Below are 16,283 nucleotides of genomic sequence, written 5' to 3' on the forward strand. Positions count from 1 at the left end.
CTGGACCACGCACCAAGAGAAGCCTGATGACCTCGCCCCTCACCACCCCGAGCAGCACTGCCCAGGATCTGGCAGCCCAGGACCTGGCATCCCAGCGGGAGGCGGTCGCCGCCCTCGGCCACGAACTGCGGCTGCTCGTCGACGCCACCGTCCGCACCACGGCCTCCCCGGAAACCCTGTACCGCCTCGCGGACGGGGTCCGCGCCCTCACCGGACAGCTCACCGGCCCCCGCCGCCAACCGGCGGACATCCCCGAGGTCGACGAATTCCCGGGCGGAGTGCGGATGTACAGCCCCGCCGCCGGCATCGGCAGCCCGCTCGCGCCACCGATGCAGGTGACTCCCGGCGACGGCGGCGTCACGGGACAGTGCCTTCTCGGCATCGCCCACGAAGGACCACCCGGCTACGGCCACGGCGGTATCAGCGCCATGCTCCTCGACGAACTGATGGGCCGGGCCTGCACAGCCACGGGGAACCCGGGCATGACCATCTCCCTGAAGCTGCGCTACCGAAGCCCCGTCCCTCTGGAGACCCCCTTGCGGGTACTCGCCCGCGTCACGGGAACCGAGGCCCGCAAGACCTTCGTAACAGGCTCGATCACCACCGAAGAGGATCCCTCCACCGCCCTGGTGACAGCGGACGCCATCTTCATCACGCCAGACCCTGAACTCGCCCTTGCCCTCTTTCCCGCTCTGAGAGGGCGGTAAGTGACGTGATGCCGCGTTTGTCGTCGCTGGAACGTGTGGGTGAGGCGTATCCAGGCTGATCGGGGGGTGCGGTCGTGCTGGGGTGTTCTTCGTGAGCGATCGCCAGTCCTACAAGAGCGACTTTCGGACGAGCGGTGGGCGTTGATCCAGCCCGTCATCGACGCCTGGAAGGCCCAGCACCTCTCCGTCAGCGGCCACCAGGGCGCCTACGAGATGAGAGAGATCGTCAACGCTCTTCTCTACCAGTCCCGTACCGGCTGCCAGTGGGACTACCTTCCTCAAGATCTGCCCCCGGCCGGCGCGGTGAAGTCCTACCCCGCTACAGGGACCGCAGTGCCTCCGTCGGAGCCAGCCGTGAGGCCCGCAGCGCCGGGTAGAGGCCGGCGAGGACGCCGACCGCCATGGCGACGGCGGGTCCGATGACCAGGATGGTGGGTGGGACAACCATGGGCCAGCTCTGCCAGGTGGCGTAGCCGAGGACTCCCAGGGCGCCGAGCATCGCCCCGGCGATGCCGCCCACCGCGCCGAGGACTGCGGCTTCGATGAGGAATTGGGTGGCGACCTGTCCTGTGCGTGCGCCGAGCGAGCGCCGTAGACCGATCTCGCCGCGGCGTTCCATGACGCCGACGACCATCGTGTTGGCGATGCCGACACCGCCCACGAGCAGGGAGACCGAGGCCAGGGCGATGACGAGGCTGTTGAGGCCGGACACGGTTTCGTAGCGGGCCTTGAGCAGGTCGGAGGGGCGGGAGACGGCGGCGTTCTGCGGGGCGGCCGGGTTCGCGGTGGCGCCCGCCACCTTCTGCACGGCGGATACCTTGTCCGGGTTCGTGCGCAGGTAGACGGTGCTTGCGGTGCCGTTCGATTTCAGGTCCTTGACGGCGTTGTGCCAGCTCATCAGCACCGAACGGTCGATCTCGGGAGCGAGTTCGTTGGCGCGCAGGATGCCGATGACGGCGTACCAGTGCTCGGCGATCCACACGCGGGTGCCCGGCCTGCTCACGCCGAGCGCTTGCGCGGCGTCGTGGCCGAGGACCACGGTCGGCAGCTTCTGTGAGGAGGCGTCCATCCAGCGTCCGGCCCGCACTTCGCCGCGCAGCGCCGACAGCAGAGTGCGCCGGGCGCCCACCACCTGCAGGCCGCCGTCCCGGTCCTTGGGCATGTAGGGGCTCCGGTATGCCTTGGCGTCGGTCACGGTGATCGCGGTGACCTGCTCGACGGGCCCGATTCGGGAGAGCATTTTTTCGGCTTCCGGCGGCAGCGTCGTCGCTTTGCCCGTGAAGTCCTTGCCGGGAGAGACGGTGAGGAGGTTGCTGCCGAGTGTGTCGAGCTGTGCCAGCAGGTGGGCCTTGCTGGAGCCCGAGACGCCGGTGACGGCGACCAGGGCGGCGATGCCCAGGGCGATGCCGAGGGCCGAGAGCATGGCGCGCAGGCGGCGGATGCGCGGGCCCAGCGTCCCCTGCCGCAGGACGTCACCGAGCCGCAGCCGGGCGGGTCGTGGCAGGTGTTCCACCGGGCCGCTCGGCGCGCCGCCGCGGTCGGTGGGGGTGAGGGAAGAGGTCACAGCCGCGGTCCTCGCTTGTCGAAGGCGATACGTCCGTCGCGGATGCCGATGCGCCGGGGGAAGGACTCGGCGAGTTCGGCGTCATGGGTGATGACCACGACGGTCGTTCCCCGGGAGTTGAGTGTGCGCAGCAACTCGACGATCTCCTGTCCGGAGTGAGTGTCGAGGGCGCCGGTGGGTTCGTCCGCGAGCAGCAGCCGCGGTGCGCCGACGACAGCCCGGGCGATGGCCACACGCTGCTGCTCGCCGCCCGAGAGCTGGCTCGGTTTGTGGTGCAGCCGGTGACCGAGGCCAACGGTGTGGAGCACGCCGGTGGCGCGGCGCCGACGTTCGGCGGCCTCCACGCCGGAGTACAACAGCCCGGTGGCGACGTTCTCCACCGCGCTGAGTCCGGGCATGAGGAAGAACTGCTGGAAGACGAAGCCGATGTCGCGGGCACGCAGCACGGCCAGTTGTGCCTCGTTGAGCCGGTCCACCCGGTGGCCGGTGACGGCGAGGGTGCCGGAGGTGGGGCGGTCCAGGGTGCCGAGCAGAGCGAGCAGGGTGGACTTGCCGGAGCCGGACGGGCCGACCACGGCGACGAGTTCGCCCTCTTCGATGGTGAGGTCGATACCGTGCAGGACGCGCGTGGGCGGGTCGCCGGGGAATTCCCGGACGACGTCGAGCAGGTTCAGGACGGGGGCGGCGGTGGCGGTGCTCACTCGGGGATCACCACCTTGGTGCCTTCTTTGAGGTCGCCCTTGGTGATTTCGGCCCGCGCGTCGGCGACGAGCCCGATCGTCACGGGGACGAGCTTGCGCTGCCCGCCGGGCTGGACGACTTCGACGCCGTAGCCGCCCTCTGCCAGGGCCAGCAGGGCGGTGACCGGGACGGCGAGCACCCGGTGGGCCTTGTGGTCGCTCACCGTCAAGGTCGCGGGTCCCGGGCCGCCCTCCTTCACAGTCTTCTGGTCCGGAAGGGAAACGGACACCTCGGCCTGCTGTTTGGTGTCCCCACCCTGGCCCTGTCCCTCGCCGTCCTGCTGCTGTTCGGCGTTGATGCTCACGGCGGTGACCTTGCCGTTCATCGTGTTGCCATCAGGGAGGGTGACCTTGATCCGGGTGCCCGGTGACAGGCGCGACAGCTGGTCGTAGGAGACCTTGGCGGTGGCCACCAGGTCGGTGCCGGTCACCTTGAGCACGGCCGTACCGGCCAGCGTCGACCCGACGACGCTCACCGTCTTCGACACCCGCAGGCGCGGCACGTCGAGCATGACGACCGAGCTGGGGTCGACCTGCCCCGTTCGAGGGGCGCCCAGGCTCTTCTGCCACCGCTTGACGGCGGTCTCGGTGCCCGCTGTGAACTCGTCGTCGGCGGCCAGACCCAGCCCGTCTGCGTAACCGAGGTCGATCAGGTTCCGCTTCAGGTCGCGGACGTCGTCGCCGCGCATTTCCTTGCCGGCCTTGTTCTTCTTCAGCACGCGCCACAGAGGGCGGTCACCTCGGAAGTAGGGAACGCGAACCCCGTCTCGCTCCCACAGCCACTGTCCGGGGCGCACCACGTCTCCCACTTGCCGGACGGCGGTCAGTGTGCCGCCGACGCGGCCCATGGCATCGGTCTCGTGCCCGTAGCCGATGGTGCCCTTCACGTCCATGCCGGTCGACAAGGAGGTGCGTTCGACCACCGCGGTCGCCTTGGGCTTGGCGAGGCCGTCGCCCCCGCTTGCGTCCCCGTCGCCCAGCCAGTCCTGCTGCTGCGCGACGAATCCCATGGCGGTCACGGCGGTGAGGGTGACCACCGCTGCGGTGACACGCCGGGTGCGGCGCTTGCGGCGCCTGCCGTCACGACGACTGTCGGCGGGGGGTGCGTCCTCAAAGTCGGTACTGTCGCTCGGCCGGTCCACGTGCCCTGCCTCGGGCGTCGTGCTCACTGGTCGTTCCCCTTCGGCGGGTTGATCATGCCCATGCCGCCGACCATGTGCTCCGTGCATTTCTCCAAGACCTTGCCCCAGATCTCCGGGCCCACTTCGGGCATGTTCATCTGCGGTACTCCGTCGACGACGGTCGGATCTGCCATGTCGGTGATGCCGTTCTTGCGGGCGCAGGCAGTGAAGTCCCGGGCGTTCTTCACGGTCCTTTCTTCCTGCTGGGCGCGGAGCTGCTGCATACCGGGCACCTTCTTCTGGCACACCTCCATGGCCTTGTCGATGGCCTGCGCATCGCTCTGCCCGCCCGAGTCGTCGTCGTCTTCGCCCGCACCGGATGCGCCGAGTCCCACACCGTTGTCGTCGACCGTCACCCCGGAGATGCCCTGGTCCCGCAGGCAGCTTTCGAACTGCCGATAGATCGTCTCCTTGTCAGCCGGGGGCGCCGACGTGCCCTTCTTGTCGACGGAGGCCACGTCCTCCTTGCCGCCGTCTCCGTCCGAACCGCCGGCGCAGCCGCCGACCAGCAGGACACCGGAAACAGCCAGCACCAGGGATGACACCTGCGTTCGCACCAGCATGGAAACCTCCGTACGAGAAGGGGCGGCACGTCCGCCCCGACACGACAAGAGGTACGGCAGGTGCGGTGTCGGCCCGGTAAGACCACGACTCACCCATGACTCACCGGATGATCCCCAAGGGCCTGGCGGGTGGTGACGCTGTCCCGCATCACCCATGGCTCACCGAACGGTGCCTAGGGTGACGCCCAGGGCCAGTCAGGTCACGGCCACCCGAGGACACCCGCCGCCCGCCCGGCTACCCGCATCCCCCGCGGACGGGCGGTGGGCCGGACACCTAGGCAGGCACCCGGGGGGAACCCACCCCTGCCGGCCCCCGGCTTGCTGCGAAACCGGGCGTGATCAGGCAGCGGTGAACCGGTCGGGGAGGCTCACCCGGATCTCCAGGCCGCCGCTCTCGCGGCACTGTGCGTCGACCGACCCTCGATGCGCCTCCGCCACCGCCTTGACCACGGACAGGCCCAGTCCGCTGCCTCGGGGGCCGCCCGAGCGGGGGGTGCCCCGCCTGAACGGTTTGAACAGGTCCGTTGTCGTGGTGCCGTCGAGTACCGGACCGGTGTTGGAGACGATCAGCTGGCTGCGTCCCTCGGCGCGATCATGTCGGCTTGCGAGGTGCAGCTCTCCATGCGGCACGTTGTGGCGGACGGCGTTGGTGACGACATTGCTCACCAGCTGGGCGAGCAGCGAGGCGTCGCCCTCCACGGGCGCGGGACCCAGTTCCGTGCGGACCCGGAGGGAGAGCCTCCGCGCTTCCGGGGCGACATCGGTCAGCGCGGCGGCGACGAGATGACTCAAGTCGGTGCGGGTGGGAGACAGGGCCCCGCTCTCCCCCTTGGCCAAGGCCAGGAGGGAGGTGATCAGCTCTTCGCTGCGGCTGGTCGCCGCCAGCGCCTGACGCAGCGCCGGTAGCAGGTCGGCCGGTACCCGGCCCTGCGCGAGCGGCACCTCCAGAGCGGTTCGTTGCAGGGTGAGCGGGGTGCGCAGCTCATGGGACGCCTGCGCGGTGAACACCCGCTGCGCCGCGTGTGCCTTTTCCAGCCGGTCGATCGAGCGGCCGGCGATGCTCCGCCCCAGCCATGCCGCACAGACGGTCAGCAGCACCAGGGCGATACCTGAGCGCAGCAGCAGCTCGTTGAGGACGGCGCCTTCGAAGGAGTCGAAGTACGTGGCAGGCGCACCGGGGGTGACCTGGGAAGTGGTGTCGTCCGGGACGGTGTCGAACGGAGGCACCTCGAGAATACCGGCGTGTGCGCCGATGACCTGGCGAACCGAGAGCCAGTTGAGTGTGAGCAGCACCCCGCCGGCCAGGAGCATGGCCCCGCTGTAGAGGAGGATGAGCCGGTTGCGCAGCGAGACGTGCCGCAGGGACACGTGCCGCAGGGCGGCGGCCGCCTTCCTGACCCGCGTGACCTTCACAGCCGGTACCCGAACCGGGGCACGGTCTCGATCAGCGGCGGATCGCCGAGCTTCCTTCGCAGCTGGTAGACCGCGACCTTGACCGCCGTGGTCTCGGGCGTCAGGTACGGATCCCACACCTGCTCCAGCAGGTCCCGGGTGGTGACGATGCCTCCGTCCGCCGCGAGCAGCACCTCTAGGACGCTGAGTTCCTTGCGGGTGAGGCCCAGCGGGCGGCCCTCGCGTTCGGCGAGCCGGCGAGCGGTGTCCAGCCGCACTCCACGCCGCTCCAGCACCGTGGGCGACCCCGGCGTGCCGCGCCGACGGGCCAGCGCGTGAACACGGGCCACCAGTTCCACGTAGGCGAACGGCTTGGCGAGGTAGTCATCGGCGCCCAGAGTCAAGCCGTCCACGCGGTCGGAAATGGTGCCGGCCGCGGTGAGCATGAGAATGCGGGCAGGGTGACCCGAAGCGACCAGCGTGCGGCACACGGCGTCGCCGCTGATGCCGGGCAGGTCCCGGTCCAGAAGCACCACGTCGAAGTCGGTCGCGGCGGCCAGTTCAAGAGCGCGGGCGCCGTCATGGGCGACACGCACGTTCATGCCTTCGCCGCGCAGCCCGTCGGCGACCATCTGCGCGAGTTCCGCCTCGTCCTCGACAAGCAGTACGTCCATGTCAGCCAGTATCCACTCGCGGGGGTGAGTCTCAGGTGAGTCTCGGTCTTACCGATCCGGCACCGGGAGTGCCGTACCAGTGGACGAGGCGGTCTCGGTGCGTCTCCGGCGCAGCACCATGCCCACCGACCACAACCGGCGGGCAGCTCACTGGCCCGGTGACCCCATACGTGCCGACCTGTGGACCGGGCCATCGGTGGCTTCTGGCAGCGATGCGCCCGGCAGCCCTTGAAGACACCGGGGTGGACCTGCGGTTTCCCACAGACGGGCGCTACTATCACCTCCGGCTGATCCCTATCCCGGACGGGCTGACGGTCTACCTCACCGATGTCACGGAGATCCGCCGCATGGAAGCGGAGCGTGCGGCTGCGGTGCCGTGTACCCGCGCGGCGGGGCGTACTCCAGCGAGATCACCAAACAGCACTGGGCCTTGGTCAGCGCGCTGGCCGACCAAGGCGTCCAGGTCGAGGTGCCTCTCTACGGCTTGGCCCCGCAGCACACCTACCGCGAGGCATATCCACTTGTGATCGACGTGTTCCGGCAGCTCCATAGGCGGTGACGCTCGCCGGTGACTCAGCGGCGCCGGTCTCGCGCTCGGCATCGCCCAGGAGACCCCAGCAGATCTACCGCAGCCCCGCCGTACCATCCGGATCTCCCCCTGGCTCGACCTCACGCTCAGCCAACCCGCCGTGCAAGCCGTCGCACCGCGCGACCCATGATTGTCCCCGTCCGGCCTCGTCGAGATGGGCCGCGCCTGGGCAGGCGGCGACGATGCGGCCAACACATGCCTGAGCCCGATCAACGGCCCACTGACCGGTCTTCCGCCTGTCTCAGTGTTCATCGGCACCCGCGACGTCTTCTACCCGGATGTATTCCGCTTGCGCGAGCGCGCCGCCGCCGAAGGGGCACCTCTCGACGTGACGGTCTGTGCGGGGCGCCGTGTACGTCTACCCGCTCACCCCCACGCCCGAAGGACGGGCCGCAGCCACCCGCATCGTGAAGGACATCTCTTAGTAGTGAGGGTGGCATGTCCGGGGAGTCATAGTGATGGCCGGTGGCTCTCTATGAACTCAACACGCTGGACTTGGCAGGGAACGGACCTGGTCCGATGAGACGACCCACGCCATCTACGAATCGCAGACCCTACGCATCGAGCGCGTCCACGAAACCCATGCCCGCGAGACCGCCTGGACCATAGCCGCCTACGAGACACCCGTCTCCGACCGCATGTGGCACCTGGCCGCGACCGGCGCCACCCCCGTCCCGGTGCTGCAGAATCTGTTGTTCCACCTCGCCGACGGCGATGGCTGGGACACTGCCATCGGTACCGCGGTGGACGAGAGGGTGGACCACACCCGCTTCCCCTACCTGTTCCTCGACGCCACCTACGTCAAGGCCCGCGTCGACCACTGCATCGCCTCCCAGGCCATCGTCATCACCACCGCCGTCACCCAGGACGGCGGCCGCGAAGTCGTCGGCGTCATGGTCGGCGACAGCGAGACCCAAGCCTTCTGGACCCAGTTTCTGCGTCACCTGCGAGAACGCGGCCTGAGCGGCGTCCGCCTGGTCATCTCCGACAGCCACAGCGGTCTGGTCAAAGCGATCCGCAAGGTCATGCTCGGCGCGGCCTGGCAGCGCTGCCGGGTCCACTTCGTCCGCAACGTCTTCGCCGTGATCCCGAAAGGCTCGGCGGAGATGGTCGCCGCGACGATCCGCACCGTCTTCGCCCAGCCCACCGCGGACGCCGTCCACACCCAGCTCGACACCGTCGCCGACATGCTCGGCCGGCAGTTCCCGAAGCTCAGAGAGATGCTGCTGGAGGCCAAGGAAGATCTGACCGCGTTCGCGGACTTTCCCCACCTGCACTGGAAGAAGATCCAGTCGACGAACCCGCTGGAGCGGCTGAACCGGGAGATCAAACGCCGCACCGACGTCGTCCAGGTCTTCCCGAACCCGACCGCCGTGCTCCGCCTCGCCACCGCGGTCCTCGCCGAACTCCACGACGAATGGATCGCCTTCCCTCGCCGCTACCTCTCCAACGAAAGCATGGACGCCCTCTACGCCGACACCCCGACCGTCCTACCAGCCGCGTCAGACGACTGATCACCTACACCACAGCAAGAGGCATGACCGAAGCAAATGTACGAACGAGGATAAAACGACTTTTCGGGGCGTGTTCGAAAGGTGCCGTGCAGGTGGGGACGGCGGCATCGTCTGACCGCCACGGTTCCGCACCGGCCGGTGCGGAACCGGGTCATTCGAAGGTGCAGCGGGCGTTCGCGGGCGGGGAGGTGAGGTTCACGAGGTAGTCGGCGACGGCGTCGTCGACGCAGGTATTGCCAGCGATCAGGGCGGCGCCGTGCTGCTCGCCCTCGACGGTGAGTAGGCTACCTTCCAGCGCCTCGGCCAGGTGGGTGCCTTCCTCGTACGGGGCCACGGGGTCGCCGGTGACGGCGACGGTCAACGTGTCGGGCAGGCCCTTGATCTCCGTGGCGTAGGGGTAGCCCAGGGTCGGCTCCACGGGCCACGCCTCACACATGTTCCGGGTGTCGTCCAGCGGCTGGCCGGTGTCGAGGAACGGGGCGATCTTGGTCATCGTGCGCCTGAGCTTCGACTCCTGTTCCGGGGTGTGCCGTTCCTCGTCCAGGCAGTTGATGACCTCGGTGGCTTCGAGGGCATTGCTGTAGGTGCCGTCGGCATGCCGCTGATAGTAGGCGTCGTGCAGTCCGATCAGGGCGTCGCCGCGTCCGTTCCGCACCTCGCGGATGCCCTTGATGATCGTGGGCCAGCTCGCCTCCGAGTACAGCCCTGCGACGACCCCGTCGATCGCGTCGGAGAAGCTGAGGACTCGCCCGTCCCCGGCCGGGACCGGCTCGTCGATCAGGGGCTGGACGATCTCCTGGAACCGTTCGGTCACCGCCTCGGGGTCGGAACCGAGCGGGCAGTCCGGCATTTCCGTGCACGAAGCGCCCATCAGCTCGAACGAGCGCTGCACGCCGGTGTACTGCTGCTTACGCCGCTCCATGGTGCCCGCGTAGGGGTCCATCGGCCCGTCGAGAACGAGCGCGCGGACGTTCTCGGGGAACATCTCGGCGTAGACCGCTCCCAGCCGCGTGCCGTAACTCGCGCCGAAGTAGCTCAGCTTGTCGTCGCCCAGCACCGCCCGCAGCACGTCCATGTCACGCGCGGCGTCGCGGGTGCCCACGTGGGAAAGGAACTCCTTACTCCCGGTGCGCTCGGCGCACTGCTGCATCCACTGCCGCGTCTCCTCCTCTGTCCAGCTCGCGACGTTGGTCGTCTTCTCCGACATCTCGTCGCTCTCGCGTTCGGCGTCGGTGTAGCAGTCCAGCGTGGGGGTGGACGCGCCGACGCCGCGCGGGTCGATGCCGATCAGGTCGAACTGCTCCAGGACCGGGCTGTCGTGCGCCATCGCAGCGATCAGCGGGGCGAAGCTCATGCCCGCGTATCCCGGGCCGCCCGGATTGGTCATCAACGACCCGACCGGCTCCCCGCCCTTCGCCGGCACCCGCAGCAGCGCGATCGACACCGTCTCGCCACCCGGGTCCTCATAGTCCATTGGCGCCTCCATGCGGGCGCACTCGAACTGGTCGTTCGCGAACAGCTCCGCATCGGTCTCGTTGCTCGCATAGGGCTCGCACGGCTCGAAGGTCAGCTCCTGTTCGTAGAAGCGCCGCAGCTCCTGCGAGGTCTCCTGCGACGACTTGTCCGCGCTCGACGACGTGCAGGCACCGAGCATTCCCACCAGCAGCAGCGTCACACCGACCGCTGCTGTTCGATGGACGCGGGCATGGGTACGCATGCTTCTCCTTAAACGGCGAGTGCGCGAGAACGGCCTCCCGCTCGCCAAGGGGGGTTACCTAGAAATCCATGGTCCCCAGGCGCCGGGGCCGTGACGAGTGACGTCCGTCAGCGGTGCGAGTGACGGATGTAATGGGGGAGCGATGACAGCGCGCACGACTCGCTGATCTACACAGAGAGGGAGCAGTTACCGGCAGACGGTGCACCCAAGGGAGCAGAACCGGCGCACTCAGACGCGGAGATCGCCTACACCACACAGCGGGACGCCATCTCGGCGCCTGAGCCAGTGACGAGAAGGCCCCGCCAAGCACTCGGCGGGGCCTCGTCTTCGCACTCGCGCTAACACGGACGTCCCCAGCGGCTGCGATCGCAAATCCGTCGTCCTCGCAAGTGACGCAGGAACCTGACTGAGTGAGGAGCTGAACGCGTCCTGCGCGCCGAGGCGTTCGAACTCACGGCGAAGCCGTACCGGAGCGCCCCGGTACGGCTTCGCCGTCTCACGGATCCGTCCAGAGGTCCCGTCAGGACAGACCTCGGTGGCGCCTCGCCCTATCACCGACGCCCCCTATAACGTGGGGGTGCGGGAAACCGGTCTGACCAGGTTGAAGACCTCGCGGGCTGCGTATCGCTTGAGGCATCGGATGATCTCGCGGCGGGTCTTGCCCTCCTGGGTACGGCGTTCGTAGTACGCCTGAGTGCGCGGGTCGTGGCGTAGCCCGGCGCACCGCCCCCCCCGTTTGCGGGCCCAGACGAGCAGCTGCCGGTAGCCGGCCGCCGTCGCTGGGAAGGACTCGGTGGCCAGGATCTTTCCCAGCGGGGTGATCACGGCCGCGACATGGACTTCGCCGTGCGTGTCCACGCCCAGGACGACCTCGCGCCGAACGGGCGGATCCGTATCGGAGGAGGAACTGTGCTTTCTACTCGTCCTACTGGTCATGGTGGTTCATCTTCCGCGTCATGACGTGCTGAGTAGCCGACACTGGCCCGGGCGGTCTGAACTGTGATGGCGCCTGATCATCGGCAAAGCCCCTATGGGGACACGCCCTGTGGCTCGGTGACAGCAGGCACCATCCCGCAACGACAGTCGACAGGCCCGTGACTGGACACTGCGGTCAGATATCTCAAGAGTCAGACCCCCGAACGGGACGGCACTACACAACCGTCCCATCGCCCCCGGCACACCAGCGTGCTCCGACCACAGCCGGATGACTTCGTCCGAACCAGCGCCCAACCTAACCTGGACGGGCTGTCGTGAAGTCGGCTTCTCGGCTACTCGTGACCGGCGTTGAGAGACAGTCTGTGGTGCGCCTCGCCAGCAGTGCTTCATCGGCCGCCGCACGAACGGCCGCGAAGCCATCGTGCTCGGCGCCACGGCGATCGACTCGTGCGTACGGCGGGGGCTGTCACTGCGTTCAGGCACAAGAACGGCTGGGCGCTGGTTGTGATGGCCGGGCACGACATTCCTTCGGAAGCCGAACCGGAATGAGTGGAGTCGCGACGGGGTCTGGACAATATCCGCTCACTGGGCCTCACGGATGCACTTCTCATGCCTGCGTCAAGGTCGCTCTCGATAAGCCTTGTCGAGTGCGGCCAAGGCCCCTCCAATGTCCGTGGTCCCGGAGAAGAGAGCTTCGACCTGGGCAAAATGTGTTTGCTGAACAGCGGAGTTCGGCCAGCGCTGATCCATGAAGGGAACCGTGGTTCCAGCCTTCTGCCGCTCCGCGACTTCCCTGATCGCGGAGTCGACGGTGAAGGAGGCGTTCGGGATGGCGGGCAGGGTGGCGCCGGAGCGGTTGTACAGGTTCTGTCCGCGAGCGGATCCCAGGAAGTCGATGAAAGCGAAAGCCTCCTTGCGGTGTGGAGTGTCGGGGTTGAGGCCATAGGCGGCCGATACGGCACCCGGCATCCGTGTGTCGTCGGGGTCATCTGTGGCAGGCAGTGCGGTCATGCGCAGAGTCAGGCCAGGGGCAGCGGCGCGTAGCTCGGACAGTACGCTCGCGACCTGGACGACTCCCACGGCCCGGCCCGTGGCCACCTGGTCGAGCGTTTCCTCGTACGTGGTGTCCAGTGGGTCGGCGTTGAAGCAGCCGCGCCCGTCCATCTCCATGTATTTGCGCAGGGCGGTTCGCCAGCCGGAGTCGGCGAATGTCTCCTTGCCAAGTTCCATGTCGCTGTCGAACTCCGGTTCGTCGGCGTAGACAGTTGTCGCGACCAGGGCGTAGGTGACGAGTTGGGTGACCCAGGGGGTGGCGTTGCCCAGGGCGAGGAGAACCTTGCCGTGGTCGCGGGCCTTGTCGCAGAGGGTCAGGATTTCTGTCCAGGTCCGGGGAGGTGCTCCTCCGATGGCGTCCAGAGCTTCCGTGGAGAAGACCGTTCCGATGCCACTGAAGGTCACAGGTACCGCGAACGTGCTGCCGTTCACCTCAGTGACCGGTTTGACGCCTATGGGCATCGTGAGGTTGAAGCGGCGAAGGCTCAGGTTCTCCAGCAGGTCGTCGTGCTCCAGCGCGGTGACGGAGGCGGGATTGCCGTTGCCGGGCCAGACGGTGAACACGTCGGGGCCGTCACCCGCGCGGAGCTGGCCTGGCAGTTTCTGCTGGAGGTCGCCGGTGTCGGAGTAGTCGACCGTGACGTGTGTGTCGGGGTTGAGGCGGTGGAACTCGGCGACAACGGCGTCCATCGCGGACCTGTCGGTGACGCTTGCCCTGACCGACAACTCGACCGGCCCGTCCTGTTCGGTCCCGAGCGGGCCGCATCCGGTGGTCGTGGTGGCCGCGAGCGCCAGGCTGACGGCGAGGCCGAGCAGGTGTGAGGTGCGTGTCACGGACGGTCTCCGGGCGGGAAGGAGGAATGAGGTTGGCTGGCGCGAGGCGTGGGGTGTCAGGACCGGGTCGGCCGGCGGCGGCTCGTGTGACGTTCACTCGACCGCGCAGCGGTCACACGAGCCGCCCGCGACCCAGGGGGCCGACGGTGGTCAGCCGAGCGTGAGGGCACGCTGTGCGGTGACGACGCGGGAGGAACGCGCCGTCGCGAAGGTGTAGACACCCGGGGTGAGCGTCATCGCTCCCGACGACCAGACGCTGAGGTCCTGGACCGGGATCGTCAGGCTCAGTCGCTTGGAAGCGGCCGCTGGAAGGGTGACCTTCTGGAACGCGACCAGGCGGCGAGGCTCCGCCGCCGCCGAGGTAGGAAGGATGGCGTACACCTGGAGGACCTCGGTGCCCTCGCGCCGTCCGGTGTTGGTCACGGTGACCTCGACGATGACCTGCTGCGCGGCCTTGTCGTAGGTGGCTTCCAAAGAGCCGTGCGCGAAGGTCGTGTAGGACAGACCGTGGCCGAAGGGGAAGCGGGGTTCCTGGTTCCTGGCGTCGTAGAAGCGGTAGCCGACGGCGATGCCCTCGTCGTAGGCGACGGTGCCGTTCGTGCCCGGGTAGGTGGCGGGGGTGGCGCCGGGGCCCTGGGTGGCGTCGGTGGGGAAGGTCACCGGTAGGCGGCCGGTCGGGTCGCTGTCGCCGAAGAGGACGGCGGCGATGGCGGTGCCGGCACCGCGGCCCGCGTACCACGCCTGCACGACGGCCTCCACGTCGTTCAGCCAGGGGGTGGCGACGGGACCGTCGGTGTTGAGGACGACGATCGTGCGGGGGTTGGCGGCGGCGACGGCGGTGATGAGCTGATCCTGGTCTCCGGGCAGTGCGTATCCGTCGTGGTCCATGCCCTCGCCGGCGACGCGGTTGACGAAGACGACGGCAGCGTCGGCCGTGCGGGCCGCTGTCACGGCGGCGGGGATGAGGGACTCGGGTTGCCAGCCGAAGGTCAGGCCGCACGTTCCGGGTTCCGCGGTGGCGTTGTTGTAGGTGATCTCCACGGTGACGGCGCGTCCGGCGGTCAGTGCGGCGGTTCCCTGGAGCGGGTAGTCGTAGGGGCCGAGGAAGAAGCGGGCCATCTGGCGGGTGCCGGAGACGACCGTCCTGCCGTCGATCTTCAGCGTGGTCGTCCCGGACGGCAGCAGGGAGAAGCGGTGCAGGCCGGTGGTGGTCGGCGTCAGCGTGCCGGTCCACTTGGCCGACCACACCTGCGGCAGGCCCTCGACGGGGGCGGCGGTGAAGTCGACGGTGGTGTCGGTGCGGGTCGTGACCGGTGTGCCGGTGCCGTCGGCACTGGCGTAGTAGCTCGCCGTCAGGCCGGCCGCCCCGGTGGGGGTGCGCAGGACGGTGGAGGGGACCGTGGTGAGGGGGAGGTCGCCCTTGGTTCCCTGGGCGTGCGTGATCTTGACGGAGCTTCCGGCGCGGGCGCGGGCGCGGATCGCGTCGAGCGGGGTGGTCCAGGTCCCGGGGTCGACGTAGGTGGAGCCGGACACGCCGGTGAAGGTGTCGGACCCGGCCGGGCCGATGACGGCGAGCGACTTCACCGCGCTGGTGAGCGGCAGGGCCGCGGAGCGGTTGGCGAGGAGCACCGTCGAGGCAACGGCCGCCTCGTGCGCGAGGTCCTTGTGCGCCTGGGTGCTGACGTTGCCCGCCGGGGCGGGGACGGGGTGGTCGAAGAGGCCGTTCGCGAACATGGTGACGAGGATGCGCCGGGCCGCGTCGTCGAGCCGGGCGGCCGGTATCGCACCGCCGGTGAGGGAACCCGCCGGGATCTGAACACCGCCGGGGCCGAGCCCGGCGAGGTCCATGCCGGCCCGGGCGGCGGCGACCTGGTCGTCCCCGGCCCAGAAGTCGGGCACGGTGTAGCCCTGGAGGCCCATGCCCTTCTTCAGGTCGTCGAACAGGCCGGTGTGCCGTGTCGCGAACGTTCCGTTGATCTTCGGGTACGCCATCATTACGGAGGTGGCGGGGGCGGCGGCGATCACCCGACGGAAGGGCGCCTGGTAGTACTCGTGGAGCGCTCGGTCGGACACTTTGGTGTCGATGAAGAAGCGGTCGACTTCCTGGGTGTAGGCGGCGAAGTGCTTGAGGGTGGCCGCCATGTGCTGGGACTGGATGGCCACGGTGAGGGCGGCGCCCAGCCGTCCGGCGAGCACTGGGTCCTCGCCCATGGCCTCGGCCTGACGGCCGAAGTGCCAGGTGCGGGTCAGGTCGATGGTGGGGCCGAGGGCGTTGTTGTACCCCTTGGCCCGGCCCTCGGTGCCGATGGCCTTCCCGATCCGGCCGGCGAGCGTCTCGTCGAAGGTGGCCGCCTGGGCGACCGGCGCGGGGAAGGCGGTGACGCCCGTCTCTCCGCGCAGCCCCGCAGAGGCGTCGACCATGGTGAGGGCGGGGATGCCGAGGTGGGCCACGGCCGCGAAGTCGCAGCGTATGAGGGCCTCTTTCTCGCCGGCCGTCATGCGGGCGAGCAGTTCGGCGGCCCGGTCCTGCGCCACGGACCGCGGCGCGGCGACCGCTCGGTCGGTGACCGCGGGGGCCATGCTCGCGGCCAGGGCCGTGAAGGCTGCGGCAGAGAGGAACGTTCGTCGGTTCACAGCGGCTCTCCGGACTGAGATGGCGGCAGTACGACGCGCCGCCGCGGGTTGGGGGAGGTGAGGCCGGCCGAGGGGTCAGGTCACGGCCGGCCTCGGCTCGATGGGGCTCTGGGAGCAGCCGCGTGGTCGCGGAGCCCCGAGGGATCGCATTTCCCTTTTCTCACTTCTCGGCGGCAGAGTGCTCG

At 68.9% G+C, this 16,283-nt stretch carries 12 protein-coding genes and 3 pseudogenes; 5 read left to right on the top strand and 10 right to left on the bottom strand.

Translation table 11 applies throughout. From position 1 onward, the window contains the following. The first annotated feature begins 26 nt into the window (after positions 1-26). Both ACZ4V1_RS08250 and ACZ4V1_RS08255 read left to right on the top strand, forming a co-directional pair. Positions 27-707, top strand: coding sequence for a PaaI family thioesterase (locus ACZ4V1_RS08250; protein WP_468331236.1), 681 nt, complete (start codon positions 27-29; stop codon positions 705-707). Between the two features lie 66 nt (positions 708-773). Continuing rightward, positions 774-1,130: a transposase gene (locus tag ACZ4V1_RS08255; protein WP_468332303.1), complete on the top strand. Its 357-nt coding sequence runs from the start codon at positions 774-776 to the stop codon at positions 1,128-1,130. Here the strand turns inward: ACZ4V1_RS08255 and ACZ4V1_RS08260 are convergent. From ACZ4V1_RS08260 to ACZ4V1_RS08285, 6 genes are all read right to left on the bottom strand, one after another. After that, on the bottom strand, positions 1,027-2,271 hold the full coding sequence (locus tag ACZ4V1_RS08260) for an ABC transporter permease (protein ID WP_468331239.1): 1,245 nt from the start codon (positions 2,269-2,271) through the stop codon (positions 1,027-1,029). The genes ACZ4V1_RS08255 and ACZ4V1_RS08260 overlap by 104 nt on opposite strands. Next, complete coding sequence (locus tag ACZ4V1_RS08265) at positions 2,268-2,972, bottom strand: ABC transporter ATP-binding protein (RefSeq protein WP_468331242.1); 705 nt, start codon at positions 2,970-2,972, stop codon at positions 2,268-2,270. The genes ACZ4V1_RS08260 and ACZ4V1_RS08265 overlap by 4 nt, the downstream gene beginning before the upstream one ends. Continuing rightward, positions 2,969-4,021 (bottom strand): peptidoglycan-binding protein, encoded by a 1,053-nt coding sequence (locus ACZ4V1_RS08270; protein WP_468332306.1) that lies wholly within the window; start codon positions 4,019-4,021, stop codon positions 2,969-2,971. Before ACZ4V1_RS08270 ends, ACZ4V1_RS08265 begins: the two co-directional genes overlap by 4 nt. Before the next feature lie 155 nt (positions 4,022-4,176). Continuing rightward, the gene (locus ACZ4V1_RS08275) at positions 4,177-4,755 is read right to left on the bottom strand and encodes a hypothetical protein (protein WP_468331245.1); all 579 of its coding nucleotides are present in this window, start codon (positions 4,753-4,755) and stop codon (positions 4,177-4,179) included. A gap of 339 nt (positions 4,756-5,094) precedes the next feature. Continuing rightward, a complete protein-coding gene (locus ACZ4V1_RS08280) occupies positions 5,095-6,168 on the bottom strand; it encodes a sensor histidine kinase (RefSeq protein WP_468331248.1) in 1,074 nt (357 codons plus the stop codon). Then, complete coding sequence (locus ACZ4V1_RS08285) at positions 6,165-6,821, bottom strand: response regulator transcription factor (RefSeq protein ID WP_468331251.1); 657 nt, start codon at positions 6,819-6,821, stop codon at positions 6,165-6,167. Before ACZ4V1_RS08285 ends, ACZ4V1_RS08280 begins: the two co-directional genes overlap by 4 nt. A 743-nt stretch (positions 6,822-7,564) precedes the next feature. On the opposite strand from ACZ4V1_RS08285, the gene ACZ4V1_RS08290 reads away from it, so the two are divergent. The 3 genes and pseudogenes from ACZ4V1_RS08290 to ACZ4V1_RS08300 all read left to right on the top strand — a co-directional run. Further along, positions 7,565-7,933 (top strand): hypothetical protein, encoded by a 369-nt coding sequence (locus ACZ4V1_RS08290; RefSeq protein ID WP_468331254.1) that lies wholly within the window; start codon positions 7,565-7,567, stop codon positions 7,931-7,933. Positions 7,934-8,015: 82 nt separating this feature from the next. Further along, positions 8,016-8,072 (top strand): annotated as a pseudogene (locus ACZ4V1_RS08295) (hypothetical protein); the annotation flags it as partial. A 75-nt stretch (positions 8,073-8,147) separates the two neighbouring features. After that, a pseudogene (locus ACZ4V1_RS08300) lies at positions 8,148-8,924 on the top strand (IS256 family transposase); the annotation flags it as partial. Between the two features lie 151 nt (positions 8,925-9,075). On the opposite strand, the gene ACZ4V1_RS08305 reads toward ACZ4V1_RS08300, so the two are convergent. The 4 genes and pseudogenes from ACZ4V1_RS08305 to ACZ4V1_RS08320 form a co-directional block, all read right to left on the bottom strand. After that, the gene (locus ACZ4V1_RS08305; RefSeq protein ID WP_468331257.1) at positions 9,076-10,641 is read right to left on the bottom strand and encodes an alpha/beta hydrolase; all 1,566 of its coding nucleotides are present in this window, start codon (positions 10,639-10,641) and stop codon (positions 9,076-9,078) included. Between the two features lie 564 nt (positions 10,642-11,205). After that, positions 11,206-11,355: pseudogene (locus tag ACZ4V1_RS08310) on the bottom strand (IS110 family transposase); the annotation flags it as partial. Between the two features lie 840 nt (positions 11,356-12,195). After that, positions 12,196-13,464: an ABC transporter substrate-binding protein gene (locus ACZ4V1_RS08315; RefSeq protein WP_468331260.1), complete on the bottom strand. Its 1,269-nt coding sequence runs from the start codon at positions 13,462-13,464 to the stop codon at positions 12,196-12,198. 150 nt (positions 13,465-13,614) lie between these two features. Next, entirely contained in the window at positions 13,615-16,098 is a 2,484-nt protein-coding gene (locus tag ACZ4V1_RS08320; protein ID WP_468331263.1) for a beta-glucosidase, read from the bottom strand. Positions 16,099-16,283: the final 185 nt, after the last annotated feature.

This window comes from Streptomyces sp. NPDC028991 (genome assembly GCF_055564775.1).